This is a genomic window from Streptomyces sp. NPDC056883, from assembly GCF_042788835.1.
GTDB lineage: Bacteria > Actinomycetota > Actinomycetes > Streptomycetales > Streptomycetaceae > Streptomyces > Streptomyces stoeckheimensis.
The window spans coordinates 82,285-96,541 of the sequence record NZ_JBHUBS010000009.1 but is presented as its reverse complement, the minus strand read 5'-3'; the positions used below and the strand labels follow the sequence as shown (position 1 = coordinate 96,541).

The window sequence follows — 14,257 nt, the reverse complement described above, 5'->3', positions numbered from 1 at the left end:
TTCTCATCCCATGATTCCCTTTGGACGGAAGGTTTGATTCCGCATGCCCTTTGAAGATGAGCTCGGTGAAGCCCTCCGGCGTACGGGTGACGGTTTCACGTCCGAAGGCCGGGATCTCGTGGACGCCGGGGAGCGGCGCGGGCGGCGGATGGTGGCCCGTCGCCGGGCCGCCATGGCCGGTGGCTCGGCGCTCGCCCTGGCCCTGATCGGTACCGCCGGGGCCTACGCGAACGGGATGCTCGGGTCCGGCGGCGGGGGCCGGTCGAACGTCGCGTCCTCGGCGGAGCCGCCCGCACCGGGGGTGTCGGCGCCGGGGCAGCCCCGCAGCCGCGTCGGAACCGGCGCCGTTTCCGCCGAGCAGCTGACCGGGGTGCTCAAGCAGCTCCTGCCGCAGGGCACGCTCAGCACCGTCGAGGCGCGGGGGACGGAGCACGAGCTGGGCCCGATGGTGAGCGCGGTCTTCGACGACGGCGAAGGCAAGAGCTCCCTCGGCTTCGGTCTCTACCGGATCGACCCCAAGGGTGCGATGGCCGAGGACATGCTCGAGTGCCCCTCCAAGACCACCACGAAGTACGACAGTTGCACCTCGGAGACGCTCGCGGACGGTTCGCGGCTGCACCTCTACAAGGGCTACGTGTTCCCCGACCACCGGGCCGACGTCAAGTCCTGGCGCGCCATCGTGGTGACCCCGCAGGGGTTCATGGTGGACGCCCACGAGGAGAACTCGCCGGAGGAGAAGGGCGCGCCCGTCAGCCGTCCGACACCGCCGCTCACGCTCGCGCAGATGCAGGCGCTCGTGACGTCCCCGCTGTGGCACCCGGCCCTGAACGACCTGCCCGCCGCCGGTCAGGAGAACGAGCGTCCGGCCGGCCGCCAGGGGGCGAAGGCGGCAGTCATCCTGGAGGAACTGCTGCGTACGGACGCGATCCCGATCGTGCGCCGGGACGAGGAGCACGCCGATCTGGGCTACCTGGTGCTCGACGACGGCAAGGGCAAGTCGCTGGTCAGCCTGGAGATCCAGGTGGACAACGCGAGGAAGCCGGGAGAGCCGGCCACATGGGCGGACTTGTTCAAGGACGCCGAGACGCTGCCGGACGGATCGAAGGTCCTGACCGAGAAGCGGGACGGGGACAAGGGCGTGCCCGGCATGGTCTGGTGGAAGGCCGAGGTGCTGCGGCCGAACGGGACCCGGTTGATGCTGTCCGCGTTCAACGCCGAGACCCAGGGGTCGGCGGTGACCCGCAAGGAGCCGGTGCTGAGCGTGGAGCGGCTGAAGGAGCTCGCCACGAGCCCGAAGTGGGCCTCGGAGTACGGACAGTAGACGTCACTTCGCGTCCGCGTAGCACTCCACGACGGCCGTGGTGAAGGGGAAGCGGACCGGGGTCTCGCCGAAGGTGATGCGGCCGGCCAGGTCGCCCGCCGCGCGGATCGCCGCGACCACGGCGGGCGCCTCCTCCTCGGGGCAGTGGACGATGACCTCGTCGTGCTGGAAGAAGACCAGCTCGGCCCGCATCCCCGCCTCCGCGAGGGACCGGCGCAGGGCCGCGAGCAGGAGCAGCGCCCAGTCCGCGGCGCTGCCCTGCACGACGAAGTTGCGGGTGAAGCGGCCGCGGGCCCGGGCGTCGGTCGAGGCGTAGCTCGGGACGTAGCCGTCGGGGAGCTCCTCGGCGTCCTCCGGATCGGCCGGCGGCGGACAGGTGCGGCCCAGCCAGGTCCGTACGAGCCTCCCCTCCTCGCCCGCCTTCGCGGCGTCGTCCACGTAGGCCACGGCCCGGGGGAAGCGGCGGCGCAGCGCGGCCAGGTTCTTCAGACCGTCCCCGGAGGTCTGCCCGTACACCGCGCCGAGCACGGCGATCTTCGCCATGTCGCGGTCTCCGGAGAAGCCCTGGCGGGAGATGGAGGTGTACAGGTCCTCAGGGCGGCCGGCCACCTCCATGAAGGCGGGGTCGCGGGAGATCGCGGCGAGCACCCGGGGCTCCATCTGGTCGGCGTCGGCCACGACGAGCCGCCAGCCGGGGTCGGCGACGACGGCCCGGCGGATCACCTTGGGGATCTGCAGGGCCCCGCCGCCGTTGGTGACCCAGCGGCCGGTGTAGGTGCCGCCGGGGATGAACTCGGGGCGGAAACGGCCGTCGTGGACCCAGTCCGCGAGCCAGGACCAGCCGTGGGCGGTGTAGATCCGGTACAGCTTCTTGAACGCGATCAGGGGCTCCACGGCCGGGTGTTCCAGGTCCTGGATCTCCCAGCGCCGGGTGGACTTGAGCTTGATCCCGGCCTCCGCGAAGGCCTTGATGACATCGGCGGCCAGCTCGGGCCGTACGCGCCGGCCGAACGCCGCCGAGACCTCGTCGGCCAGCTCCGCGAGCCGGCGGGGCTGGCCGCGCCCCGCGTACCGCTCGCCGAGCAGCTCGGTGAGCAGGGCCCGGTGGACGTCGGCCCGCCAGGGCAGCCCCGCGCGGTTCATCTCGGCGGCTACGAGGAAGGCCGCCGACTCGGAGGCCACGAGCAGCCGCATCCGGTCGGGGTGGGCGGTGGAGTCGAGCCGTTTCGCCTGGTCGGCGTGGACGGCGACGAGGGCGTCGAGCGGGACGGGGGCGGGCTGGGGGTCGAAGAGGGAGTGCTGGCTGCCGGGTTCCGCCGCGCGCTGCGGGGGATCGGGCGGTACGGGCGCGTTCGTCAGGCGGGCCCAGGCGGCGGCCGCCGAGCGGGGTTCGCCGAGGCGGCCCTCGTGGGCGAGCAGGAGCAGCTCGGCGTCCTCGATGTCGTGGCAGCGATCGACGCGGGCGCCGGCGGCGAGGATTCGGGGGTAGACGGCCTGTGTGGAGCGCCAGACCCAGCGGGTGCCGGTGGGGGCTGCGCGGATCGCTTCCGCGGGGTCGGTGACCGTGAGCGGTGTGGCGGCGGCCGCGGTGCCGGTGGCGGGGTCCAGGGGCGTGGCGTGCCATCGGCCGTCGCCGTCCTCGGCGAGGGCCCACCGGGGGATGCGGTCGCTCATGAGTGCGAGTGTCCCACCGGGGTCTGACAGCGCCCGCGCGCGGCGCGCTCGTACAGGTGTACGCCGCTGCGCGGGCGTCGGGTCCCCTACCCGCCCTTCGCCCGTTCCCCGGGGCTCCGCCCCGGACCCCGTCCTGGGGCTCCGCCCCAGACCCCGGTCCTCAAACGCCGGACGGGCTGGATTTGCCCAGACCCCGGTCCTCAAACGCCGGACGGCTGGATTTGCCCGGACCCCGGTCCTCAAGCGTCGGACGGCTGGATTTGCTGCGCCCGGACTTGCTGCGGGAGAGAGGCCTTGTAGGTCTCCAGCGCTGGGCGCGGAGGGTGGGGCAGGAGGGTGCGGAGGGGGCCCCGGTCCGGGGTGGAGAGGAAGTCGGCGGCGATCGCGGAGTAGGTGCCGACCAGCATCGGGGGCTGGAAGGGGGGCGTTCCGGGGGCGGAGAGGGCCGCGCGGGCCTCGGCGAGGGTGGCCGGGGCGTAGACGGAGCCCGTCGCGGCGGCCAGGTCGGCGCCCGACAGGGGCCGGTCGCCCACCAGCTCGTACACCCGGCCCGCGTGTGCGGCGGGGTCGAGGGCGACCCGTACCGCCACGTCCGCCAGGTCCTCGCGGGCCACCGCGGCCAGCCGGCCCCGGCCCAGCGGGGCGGTGATCCGCCCGTCGGGGCCGGGCGGAGCCAGGGCGGCCAGGAGTTCCGCGTACAGGCCGTTGCGCAGGACGGTCCAGGCGAGGGAGGGGGAGGCGGCGAGGCGGCGTTCCGTCCAGCGGTGGGCCAGTGCGTACGGGAGGTGGTCGCCCTCCGCCGTGAGGCTCGTGTAGACGACGTGGCGGACCCCGTCCCGCTCCGCCGCGGCGATCGCCGCCTCGTGACGGCGGATCACCTCGTCGTCCTCCCCGTAGCCGGCCGAGATCAGCAGGAGGGTGTCCACGCCCCGGAAGTCCAGGGTCTGCGGTGCGTCGAAGTCGACCCGGACCCGGGAGGGGCCGGTGGGGCGGCGGGTGCCGATGCGGACGTCCGGGCGGTCCGCCAGCCGCTGTGCGACCAGGGAGCCGAGGCCGCCCGAAGCGCCGGTGATCAAGAGCATGGAAGGGCCTCCGAGCCATCGTCAGGGGGGTGCGCTTTCGCGTCACGCCTATCGTGTTCGATCAGTGCGCGGCGCATAAGGAGGCACATTCATGTCAGCAGGGCACACCGAAGTAACCGCCCCCGACCCCGTGGTGAGCTGCGACGACGACTGCGGGATCCGCGACGTCCTCGACCGGCTCGGTGACAGGTGGTCGGTGCTCGTCGTCGTCCAGCTCGCCGCCGGAGCCCTGCGCTTCAACGCCCTGCAGCGGTCCCTGGAGGGCGTCTCCCAGCGGATGCTGACCCTCACCGTCCGTCGCCTGGAGCGCGACGGACTCGTCCGGCGGACCGTGTATCCGACCGTGCCCCCGCAGGTCGAGTACGAGCTGACCGCGCTCGGCCACAGCCTGACCCACCTCGTGAAGGGCCTCGCCGACTGGTCCCTGGCCCACCGTCCGCAGATCGCGGCCGCCCGGGCCGAGTGGGACGAGGAGAAGGCGCAGCAGGCGGGCATGCCAAGCTGAAGGGGTGAGAGACATCGTCGACCGGGCCTGCGAGGCCGCGCTGTACAACCAGGACGACGCCGGGCTGGACGCCGGGGCGTCGGTGCTCGTCGCCGAGGGGGACCGGTGGGGCGGGGTCGGGCAGGCGCTGCTCGCGCGCGGGGAGGAGTACCTGCGCCAGGCCTGGGAGCGCGGGTGGCGGCCGGCCGACGTGCTGCGGCTCGTGCGTCGGGACCTGGAGCAGCCGCACCTGCGGATCGCCGAGGACCTGATCGCCGCCGAGGCCCGGCGGTACGCGCGGCTGCCCGAGCGGTGGACCGACGCCGAGGTGTGGTGGGGGGACGACACCGGGTACGGGGAACGGCTGGTCCAGCGGGAGCGCACCGACCGCTTCAGCCTGGCCGGGACCGTTCTGGAGGTGTTCCGGCTGCTGATCCGGCTGCCGTCCATCGAACCGGTGGGGCCCGTGCCGGGAGACCCGGCGGGTGACCTGCTCGAACACGCGCACATCGAGCCCCGCATGCTCGGCCGGATCCGGGCGCTGCTCGCGAAGGCCGAGGCGACCACCTTCCCGGAGGAGGCGGAGGCGCTCAGCGCCAAGGCGCAGGAGCTCATGGCCCGCCACACCGTGGACGCGGCCCTGCTCGCGGTGAAGTCCGGCACTGCGCAGATACCCGGGGCCTGCCGGATCGGCGTCGAGGCCCCGTACGAGGAGGCCAAGGCGGTGCTGCTCGACGCGGTGGCGAGCGCGAACCGGTGCCGGTCCGTGTGGAACAGCGCCTACGAGTTCTCCACCGTCGTCGGCTTCGAGAGCGACCTGGAGGCGGTGGAGCTGCTGTACACCTCCCTGCTCGTCCAGGGCACCGCCGCGATGACCCGTGCGGAGGCCGGTCAGCGGGCGGGCGGGCGCAAGCGCACCAAGACCTTCCGGCAGTCCTTCCTCCTGGCCTACGCGAGCCGGCTCGGCCAGCGCCTCGCGGAGACGGCCGAGCACACGGTGGCCGACACCGTGGCCGAGGCCCCCGACAACCTGCCGGCCCTGGTCGCCCGGGACGTGGCGGTCACCTCGCGGGCGGAGGAGATGTTCCCCCGGACCACGACGACCCGGCTGCGCGGAGCGACGGACCTCGCGGGCTGGGAGGACGGTACGGCGGCGGCCGACCGGGCGCACATGGCGGACGCGCGCCGGCGCTCCCTGCGGGGCTGAGCCCGGAGGTCCGGATCAGCGCTCGACGGGGGCCTCCTCGCGCAGCGCGCGGGCCTCGGCCTTCAGGATGCGGGCGGACCGGCCCAGCCCGCGGGCCATCTCGGGGAGCTTCTTGGAGCCGAACAGCATCAGGCAGACGAGCACGACGATGGCGACGTGCCAGGGTTCCAGGCCGTTCCTGAGCATGGGTGTGTCCGCCTTCCGGGGCGAGTGCCGGCAGCCTGCCGGGACGGTGCCGGAATGGGCCCGTCGGGCCGATGATCGGCGCTTGCAGGGCGTCCGCGCCATAGATCACGCCAAGCCTGAAGAACACCTGAAACCCGGGGCCCGCGCTCCGGCTGCCCTGCGGGGCTGTCCCCTACCCGCCCTTCCGCCGTTCCCCGGGCTGCGCCCGGACCCGTACGTGCGCTGCGCGCCCGTGCCCTCAAACGCCGGGCGGGCTGGAGTTTGAGCCCCGGGGAACGGCGGAAGGGCGGGTAGGGGGCTTCGCCCCGCGCAGCGGGAGCCCCTGGGCGGGGCTACGCTCGGGATCATGAGCTGGGTCCGGGCGCTGAAGGACACCGCCCGGGCCGGGCTGACGGTCGAGCGGACCCGGCTGCAACCCCTCATCGCGCTGCGCGCCGCCGCGGGCCTCGCCATCGTCATCGGCGTGAGCCTCGCCCTCCTCGGGCCCGGCTCCGCCGCCAGTTCCGCGTTCGGCGCCTACATGGCGGCCGTCGCCACCTTCCAGAAGAGCTGGCGGCCCCGGCCCGTGCTCGCGCTCTCCGCCGGGCTGACCCTGGCCGTGTCCACCTTCATCGGCTACCTCGTCGGGTCCTCGCACACCCTGGCCTTCATGCTGCTGCTCGCCGTGTGGAGCTTTGCCGCAGGAATGATGTGGGCGGCCGGCCCCACCGCCGGCATCATCGCCTCCGGCAACGTCGCGATCATGCTGGTCACCGTCACCCTGCCCACCTCCGTGCCGCAGGCCGCCGGGCACGCCGCGATGATCGCCGCCGGCGGGGTGGTGCAGGCCCTGCTGATCGTGCTCTTCCCGATCCGGCGGTGGGGCGCCCAGCGGGACGCCCTGGCCGACGCCCTCGCCGCCGAGGCCGACTACGCGCGCCGCCTGCGCCAGGACCCGGTCGCCTCCTTCGACCCGCAGCCGCTGATGAAGGCGCGCGACGCCGCGACCGTGACGGTGCGCCAGGCCCGCCGCCGCCCCGCCGAGCTGCACGGCGCGCGGGGGCTCGCGGAGCGGATCCGGCCCGTGCTGGCCCTGCTGGCCGACCCGGCGGTCGGGGCCCCGGCCGAGGGCCCGGCGCGGGACCGGGTCCGGGAACTGCTCGCCGCGGCCGGGTCGGTGCTGGACGCCGCCGCGTCCGCGATCCGGCACGGGGAGGCGGTGCGGCTTCCCGCGCCGGCCCTCGCGGTGCTCAAGGCCCCCGACACCGCCGACCTGTTCCGGGGCCCCGCGCTGCGCGCCGCGCGCCGGCTCACCGCCCTGCTGGACGACGTACTCGACACCGCCGAGCCGGGCTCGGGGCGCACCGCGGATCCCGGGGAGTCGATGCTGCGGCCCACCCTGCCGGCGCTCGCGCCGATGGTGCTGGCCGCCGTACGGGCGGAGCTGCGTCCCGGGTCGCCGATCCTGCGGCACGCCGTCCGGGTCACGGCCGTCGCCTGTGCGGGCTACGGCATCGGCCACGCGCTGCCGTTCGGCCACGCCTACTGGGCCCCGATGGCCTCCGTCATGGTCATGCGGCCCGATTTCACGCAGACCTACACCCGCGCCGTCGCCCGGTTCGGCGGCACCCTGGTCGGGGTCGCCCTCGCGACGGCCGTCGTCCAGCTCGCGCACCCGGGGATGTACGTGTCCGGGCTGCTCGCCGTCGTCAGCGCGGGCCTGATGTACACGTTCATGCGCACCGGGTACGCCGTTTCGATGGTCTTCGTCTCCGCCTACGTGGTCTTCCTGCTCGGCATGGGCGGCCTGCGCTGGGACCAGACCGTGCCGGACCGCGTCATGCTCACCCTGGTCGGCGGAGTCCTCGCGATGATCTCCTACGCCGTCTACCCGGCCTGGGAGACCCCGCGCCTGCGGACCCGGCTGGCCGACTGGGTGGCGGCCAACGGCCGGTACGCGGCGGCCGTGCTCGGGCAGTACGCGGACCCGGCCGGAGCCCGCCGCGACGAGGTGCGCAGCGCCCTGCTGGCGGTGCGCGACGCCCGGGTCGCCTGGCAGGAGGCGGTGGACCGGGCCGCCGGGGAGCCGGTGCGCCACCGCGGGATCTCCGGGGCGGCCGCCGAGGACGCGGGCCGGGCCCTGGCCGCGATGGGCCGCCACGCGATGCTGCTGGAGGCGCACTTCCCGGACCGGTCCCGGCCCCCGGTGCCGGGCGCGGCCGAGCTGGCCCGGGCGCTGCGCGAGGCGACGGAGGCGGGCGCGAAGGCGGTACGGGAGCGGCGGGTGCCCGACTGGGAGGGGGTCCGCACGGCGCTGGCCGACGGGGGCACCCCCGACCCGGGCGTGCTGCGCGGGGCGGCGCGGCAGCTTCTGGACTCCCTGGAGGAGGTCTCCGAGGCCCTGCGCACCCCGCCGCGTCCGGACTCCGGGGAAGGGCGTCACGCTTAGTGGTGCCTTGCCCTCCGTTCGTGCACGTGCATCTGCCCATGCAGGCGTTCATGAACACAGCTATGATCCGGTGCAGTTGACATCTGCACTATCGGGGGCTTCCTGTGGACCACGCGTACAACGGGATGGCAGCTGCAGAGCTTGACGGGGTGACCTGGCAGAAGAGCAGACACAGCAACTCGCAAGGTTCCTGTGTGGAGTTCGCGAAACTGCCCGGGGGCGACGTTGCCATGCGCAACTCGCGGTTTCCGGACGGACCGGCACTCGTGTACACGCCGGCCGAGATAGAAGCGCTGCTGCTGGGTGTCAAGGACGGCGAGTTCGACCACCTGATCAGCTGAAGACCAGCCGAAGATCAGCCATGCACGTGCAGCGGCCGGGATTGATCGTCATGATCAATCCCGGCCGCTTGTCGTCTATGGGGTGATTGTGCGGTGGCTCAGTCCTGGAGCGCGAACAGCGCCCAGACCACCTTGCCGGTCAGCCGCCCCGCGAGCGGGTGCCAGCCCCAGCTGTCGCTGTAGGCGTCGACGAGGAAGAGCCCGCGCCCCGACTCCAGGTCGCTGTTGCGCTCGGTCGCCTCCGGCGCGAAGCACCCGCCGGGCCGGTCCTCGCTGGGGTCCCGCACCGCACACACCAGCCGGGTGCTCCACCGCATCAGGTGGAGGCGCACCGGCGGCTCGCTCTCGCCCGGGGCCGGCCGGGAGTCGTCCGGGAGGGCATGGCGCAGCGCGTTGGTGACGAGTTCGGAGACGACCAGCGCCACGTCGTCGAACCGGTCGTCGAGGCCCCACTGGGACAGGGTGGAACGCGTGAAGGTGCGTGCACCGCGCACCGCTTCGAGGCGGGCGGGGAGGGCGCAGGACGCGGACCCGGAGACAGCCGTGGGGTCGACCGGGGGAAGCCCCTGCCGTAACGGCTCGAGCATGGTCGATCCATTCGTCCCCATGCGAGGCACTCCCGGGATTCGAAAGAACTGCGGGGCACGCAGGTGCGCGGGACCATGGTTCCGAATGCCGGAGCCGGATGCAAGGGCAGATGCACGTGCACGCGCCGGACCTGTCCGGTCCCGTGACGGTTCTTGCTCATTTCTTCCTACGCAGACTTACGGACTTCTTTTACAGCGCGGCCAAATCCGTTACAGAACGAGTACGGGCAGATGCGTTTTGGTGGCAGACTGCGGGCCTTGAGGGGCACGGGGGCCCCTGCGACGCAGCCGTACGTATCCATCCACCGCATGGGGAGGGGCAGGACTCGTGACCGCAGAAGCCAGTGGTTCTGTGGTGCGCCGCATCCTCCTGGGCTCCCAGCTCAGGCGACTCCGAGAATCCCGCGGCATCACCCGTGAGGCGGCCGGTTACTCGATCCGCGCATCCGAATCGAAGATCAGCCGCTTGGAGTTGGGAAGGGTGAGCTTCAAGGCAAGGGACGTAGAGGACCTCCTCACGCTCTACGGAGTCACGGACGGCGCGGAGCGGGAGTCCCTCCTGGGGCTCGTCCGCGAGGCCAACGTGGCCGGCTGGTGGCACAGCTACGGCGACGTCCTGCCGGGCTGGTTCCAGACGTACGTGGGCCTGGAAGGCGCCGCCTCCCTCATCCGCATCTACGAAGTGCAGTTCGTGCACGGCCTGTTGCAGACCGAGGCCTACGCCCAGGCCGTCGTCAGCCGCGGCATGCCCGGCGCCGGCCGGGCCGAGATCGACCGCCGGGTCGCGCTGCGCCTGGAGCGCCAGAAGGTGCTGGTCTCCGAGAACGCCCCCGTCTTCCACGCCGTCCTCGACGAGGCCGCACTGCGCCGCCCGTACGGCGACCGGGACGTGATGCGCGGTCAGCTGGAGCACCTCATCGAGATCTCCCAGCGGCCGAACGTGCACCTGCAGGTCATGCCCTTCTCCTTCGGCGGTCACGCCGGCGAGAGCGGTGCCTTCACCCTGCTGCGCTTCCCCGAGTCCGACCTCCAGGACGTGGTCTATCTGGAACAGCTCACCAGCGCCCTCTACCTCGACAAAGACGAGGAAGTGGGTCAGTACGAGCGGGCGATGCTGCGCCTCCAGAATGACTGCCCGGACCCCGGCCAGACCCGCGATCTCCTGCGTGGTCTGCTCCAACTGTCTTGATTCGCACGTACTATGACGCCTGATCAGGCAGTGATACTCAGAGCGTGACGATGACCCAGATGACCACTGGGTCTCCGGTGCAGCGCAAGGAAGCGCGTTCGACGTAAGGGATGGCATGTCCATATTCGAGGACCTGGCTCACCAGTACATCGACGGCGCATGGCTGGCCGGAAACGGCTCGTGGGACATCATCGACGTCAACCCGTACAACGGGGAGAAGCTCGCAGCCATCACCGTGGCCACCGTCGAGCAGGTCGACCAGGCCTACCGGGCCGCCGAGCGGGCCCAGAAGGAATGGGCCGCCACCAGCCCGTACACCAGACGAGCCGTCCTGGAACGCGCCCTGCGGATCACCGAGGAGCGCGGCAAGGAAATCATCGAGGCGATGATCGACGAACTCGGCGGGACCCGTCCCAAGGCCGAGTACGAGGTCCACCTCGCGAAGGAGTTCATCCGCGAGGCCATGCAGCTGGCCGTCCGCCCCGAGGGCCGCATCCTGCCCTCGCCGGTCGAGGGCAAGGAGAACCGGATCCAGCGCCTGCCCGTCGGGGTCGTCGCCGTGATCAGCCCCTTCAACTTCCCCTTCCTGGTCACCCTGAAGTCGGTCGCCCCGGCCCTGGCCCTCGGCAACGCCGTCGTCATCAAGCCGAACCAGAACGCGCCCGTCGTCGGCGGCGGGGTCATCGCCAAGATCTTCGAGGAGGCGGGCCTGCCGGCCGGCCTGCTCAACGTCCTGGTCACCGACATCGCCGAGATAGGCGACGCGCTCCTGACCCACCCCGTCCCCAAGGTCATATCCTTCGCCGGCTCCGACCGGGTCGGCCGGCACGTCGGCGCGGTGGCCGCCCGCCACTTCAAGCGGACCGTCCTGGAGCTCAGCGGCAACAGCGCGCTCGTCGTCCTCGACGACGCCGACCTCGACTACGCGGTGGACGCGGCCGTCTTCAGCCGCTTCGTCTACCAGGGCCAGGTCTGCATGGCCGCCAACCGGATCCTGGTCGACGCTTCGGTCGCCGAGGAGTTCACCGAGAAGTTCACCGCCCGCGTGCGCGCCCTGAAGACCGGCGACCCGCACGAGGCCGACACCCACATCGGCCCGCTGATCAACTCCTTCCAGGCCGACGCCCTCACCGCCCTCGTCGACCGCGCCGTCGACTCCGGCGCGCAGGCGCTCGTACGGGGCTCCACGCGCGGCAACCTGGTCGAGCCCACCGTGCTCGCCGGACTCCCCGAGGACTCCCCGCTGCTCGGCCAGGAGATCTTCGGCCCCGTCGCCCTCCTCGTGGTCTTCGACGGCGAGGACGAGGCCGTCCGCCTCACCAACGCAACCCCGTACGGACTCAGCGGCGCCGTCCACACGCGGGACGTGGAGCGCGGGGTCCGCTTCGCCCGGCGCATCGAGACCGGCATGATCCACGTCAACGACTCCACCATCGGCGACGAGCCGCTCGCGGCGTTCGGCGGGGAGAAGGCCTCCGGCATGGGCCGCCTCAACGGCGAGGCCACCGTCGAGGCCTTCACCACCCAGAAATGGATCTCGGTCCAGCACGGCCGGACGCAGTTCCCGTTCTAGTCCGTCGGGGGATCTAGACTCGGACCGGTCAGGCGAGGACCAGTCCGGGGGAGAGCCGAGTTGAGCAACATACCGGAGACCGGGCGCACACCCCGGGTCCAGAACCGGCTCGTCATGATCCAGATCGTGGTGTTCTCGCTGCTGCTGACCCTCGGCGGGCGTCTGTGGTACCTCCAGATACGCAACGGCCAGGAGTACACGGACGAGGCGAAGAACAACAACACCCAGCAGGTGGTCCAGCCCGCCGTGCGCGGCTCGATCCTCGATGCCCGCGGGATCCCGCTCGCCGACAACGAGACCCGCATGGTGGTCTCCGCCAGCCGCACCGACCTCTCCAAGATGAAGGACCGCGGCAAGGGCGTCCTGACCCACCTCGCCGGGGTGCTGGGCCTGAACCCCGACGACGTGGTCAACGGCGTCCGGCTGTGCGACGCCAAGACCCCCAAGCCCTGCTGGAACGGCTCCCCGTACCAGCCGATCCCCATCACCGACGAGGCGACGACCGACCAGGTCCTGGAGATACGGGAGCACGCCGAGCAGTTCCCCGGCATCACCGCCGAGCCCACCGCCCTGCGCCGCTACGCCGGCCCCGACGGCGCCAACACCTCCCAGGTGCTCGGCTACCTCTCCCCGGTCACCGACGAGGAGATCACCAAGGCGAAGGGCTCCGACTCCCCGTACCTGCGCTCCGACCAGGTGGGCCGCAGCGGCCTGGAGCGCACCTACGACAAGGAGCTCCGCGGCAAGGCGGGCATCACCCGCTACGAGGTGGACAACCTCGGCCGGATCATCGGCGAGGGAGTGAGCGACAAGCCGCAGGCCGGCGCGAACATCGTGACCTCGATCGACTCGCGCGTGCAGGCCGTGGCCGAGCGCGAGCTGAACAACGCGATGATCGAGGCCCGCAAGGGCATCGACAAGAACAACACGGGCCGGCACTACGAGGCCGACTCGGGCGCCGTCGTGGTCATGGAGGCCAAGACCGGCCGGGTCGTCGCGATGGCCTCCAACCCGACCTACGACCCGAACGCCTGGGTCGGCGGGATCTCCGCGAAGGACTACGCCTCCCTCACCGACAAGGGATCGAACTACCCGCTGCTGAACCGCGCCATCCAGGGCCAGGCCGCCCCCGGCTCGATCTTCAAGGTGGTCTCCTCGACGGCCGCGGTCAACGCCGGCTACCCCTTCAACAGGCTCTACGGCTGCCCGAGCTCCTACTCGGTCGGCAGCCAGGTCTTCACCAACTTCGAGTCCCAGGGCCACGGCGACATCACCATCGGCAAGGCCCTGGAGGTGTCCTGCGACACCGTCTACTACGCCATCGCCGACCAGGAGTGGAAGAAGGACGGCGGCATCAAGCCCAAGGCCCAGCCCGGCGACTGGTTCTTCAAGACCGCCCACGAGTTCGGCCTCGGCAAGCGCACCGGCATCGACCTGCCCAGCGAGGTCCCGGGCCGGGTCCCCGACCGCCAGTGGAAGAAGGACTTCTTCGAGGCGAACAAGGCCGCCTGGTGCCGCGACGGCAAGAAGGACGGCTCGTACGCCGAGAAGATCGCCTACGAGAACTGCCGCCAGGGCAACCAGCTCCGCGAGGGCGACGCGATCAACTACTCCATCGGCCAGGGCGACACCCTCGTCACCCCGATCCAGATGGCCTCCGTCTACGCCGCCATCGCCAACGGCGGCACCCTCCACCAGCCCAGCATCGGCAAGGCCGTGGTCAGCGCCGACGGTGCCTCGGTCCAGGAGATCGCCCCGAAGGAACAGGGCAAGCTCCCCATGAACGCGAAGCTCCGGGACAACATCGACGGAGCCCTGGCGGACGTGGTCACCTCGGGCAGCGCCGCCTGGCGGTTCGGCGGCTGGCCGCAGAAGCAGATCCCGATGCACGCGAAGACCGGTACGGCCGAGGTCCAGGGCAAGCAGACCACCTCCTGGTTCGCGTCCTACACCGAGGACTACGCGATCGTGATGACGATCTCCCAGGGCGGCACCGGCTCCGGAGCCTCGGGACCGGCCGTCCGCAAGATCTACGAGGCGATGTACGGCCTGGACGAGAAGGGTGCCCAGGACCTGAAGAAGGCCCTGCTCCCCAAGCCGCAGACGGAACTGCCGCCGGCCCGGCAAGAAGGTCAGTGAGTTCCGGCGACGAGTTTCGGCGCCGCCGGTGATTGCGGACCGGAAC

Annotated in this window: 12 protein-coding genes; 8 read left to right on the top strand and 4 right to left on the bottom strand. The window is 72.0% G+C overall.

Annotation, left to right across the window (positions count from 1 at the left end):
• Window positions 1–43 precede the first annotated feature (43 nt).
• The gene (locus ACFRU2_RS22725; RefSeq protein WP_382974846.1) at window positions 44–1,321 is read left to right on the top strand and encodes a hypothetical protein; all 1,278 of its coding nucleotides are present in this window, start codon (window positions 44–46) and stop codon (window positions 1,319–1,321) included.
• Between the two features lie 3 nt (window positions 1,322–1,324).
• Here ACFRU2_RS22725 and ACFRU2_RS22720 read toward each other — a convergent pair whose 3' ends face one another.
• Together ACFRU2_RS22720 and ACFRU2_RS22715 are read right to left on the bottom strand one after the other, a co-directional pair.
• Complete coding sequence (locus ACFRU2_RS22720; RefSeq protein WP_382974843.1) at window positions 1,325–2,995, bottom strand: bifunctional 3'-5' exonuclease/DNA polymerase; 1,671 nt, start codon at window positions 2,993–2,995, stop codon at window positions 1,325–1,327.
• Window positions 2,996–3,234: 239 nt separating this feature from the next.
• Window positions 3,235–4,077: an NAD(P)H-binding protein gene (locus ACFRU2_RS22715; RefSeq protein WP_382974840.1), complete on the bottom strand. Its 843-nt coding sequence runs from the start codon at window positions 4,075–4,077 to the stop codon at window positions 3,235–3,237.
• Window positions 4,078–4,168: 91 nt separating this feature from the next.
• On the opposite strand from ACFRU2_RS22715, the gene ACFRU2_RS22710 reads away from it, so the two are divergent.
• Both ACFRU2_RS22710 and ACFRU2_RS22705 read left to right on the top strand, forming a co-directional pair.
• The gene (locus ACFRU2_RS22710; RefSeq protein ID WP_382974837.1) at window positions 4,169–4,582 is read left to right on the top strand and encodes a winged helix-turn-helix transcriptional regulator; all 414 of its coding nucleotides are present in this window, start codon (window positions 4,169–4,171) and stop codon (window positions 4,580–4,582) included.
• 4 nt (window positions 4,583–4,586) lie between these two features.
• Window positions 4,587–5,768: a DUF2786 domain-containing protein gene (locus ACFRU2_RS22705; RefSeq protein ID WP_382974834.1), complete on the top strand. Its 1,182-nt coding sequence runs from the start codon at window positions 4,587–4,589 to the stop codon at window positions 5,766–5,768.
• Between the two features lie 15 nt (window positions 5,769–5,783).
• Here the strand turns inward: ACFRU2_RS22705 and tatA are convergent, their stop codons facing one another.
• Window positions 5,784–5,954, bottom strand: a complete 171-nt coding sequence (gene tatA, locus ACFRU2_RS22700; RefSeq protein WP_382974832.1) for a Sec-independent protein translocase subunit TatA — start codon at window positions 5,952–5,954, stop codon at window positions 5,784–5,786.
• A 346-nt stretch (window positions 5,955–6,300) separates the two neighbouring features.
• Here tatA and ACFRU2_RS22695 point away from each other — a divergent pair, with 346 nt between their 5' ends.
• Window positions 6,301–8,382: an FUSC family protein gene (locus tag ACFRU2_RS22695; protein WP_382974829.1), complete on the top strand. Its 2,082-nt coding sequence runs from the start codon at window positions 6,301–6,303 to the stop codon at window positions 8,380–8,382.
• Between the two features lie 104 nt (window positions 8,383–8,486).
• Entirely contained in the window at window positions 8,487–8,723 is a 237-nt protein-coding gene (locus tag ACFRU2_RS22690; RefSeq protein ID WP_112450436.1) for a DUF397 domain-containing protein, read from the top strand.
• 98 nt (window positions 8,724–8,821) lie between these two features.
• Here the strand turns inward: ACFRU2_RS22690 and ACFRU2_RS22685 are convergent, their stop codons facing one another.
• Entirely contained in the window at window positions 8,822–9,310 is a 489-nt protein-coding gene (locus tag ACFRU2_RS22685) for an ATP-binding protein (RefSeq protein ID WP_382974826.1), read from the bottom strand.
• Window positions 9,311–9,638: 328 nt separating this feature from the next.
• Here ACFRU2_RS22685 and ACFRU2_RS22680 point away from each other — a divergent pair, with 328 nt between their 5' ends.
• From ACFRU2_RS22680 to mrdA, 3 genes are all read left to right on the top strand, one after another.
• On the top strand, window positions 9,639–10,499 hold the full coding sequence (locus ACFRU2_RS22680) for a helix-turn-helix domain-containing protein (RefSeq protein WP_382974823.1): 861 nt from the start codon (window positions 9,639–9,641) through the stop codon (window positions 10,497–10,499).
• A gap of 115 nt (window positions 10,500–10,614) precedes the next feature.
• Window positions 10,615–12,072 carry an aldehyde dehydrogenase family protein gene (locus ACFRU2_RS22675; RefSeq protein ID WP_382974820.1) on the top strand — a complete coding sequence of 486 codons (1,458 nt, stop codon included), beginning with the start codon at window positions 10,615–10,617 and terminating at the stop codon, window positions 12,070–12,072.
• Window positions 12,073–12,132: 60 nt separating this feature from the next.
• Window positions 12,133–14,211 carry a penicillin-binding protein 2 gene (gene mrdA / locus ACFRU2_RS22670; RefSeq protein WP_382974817.1) on the top strand — a complete coding sequence of 693 codons (2,079 nt, stop codon included), beginning with the start codon at window positions 12,133–12,135 and terminating at the stop codon, window positions 14,209–14,211.
• Window positions 14,212–14,257: the final 46 nt, after the last annotated feature.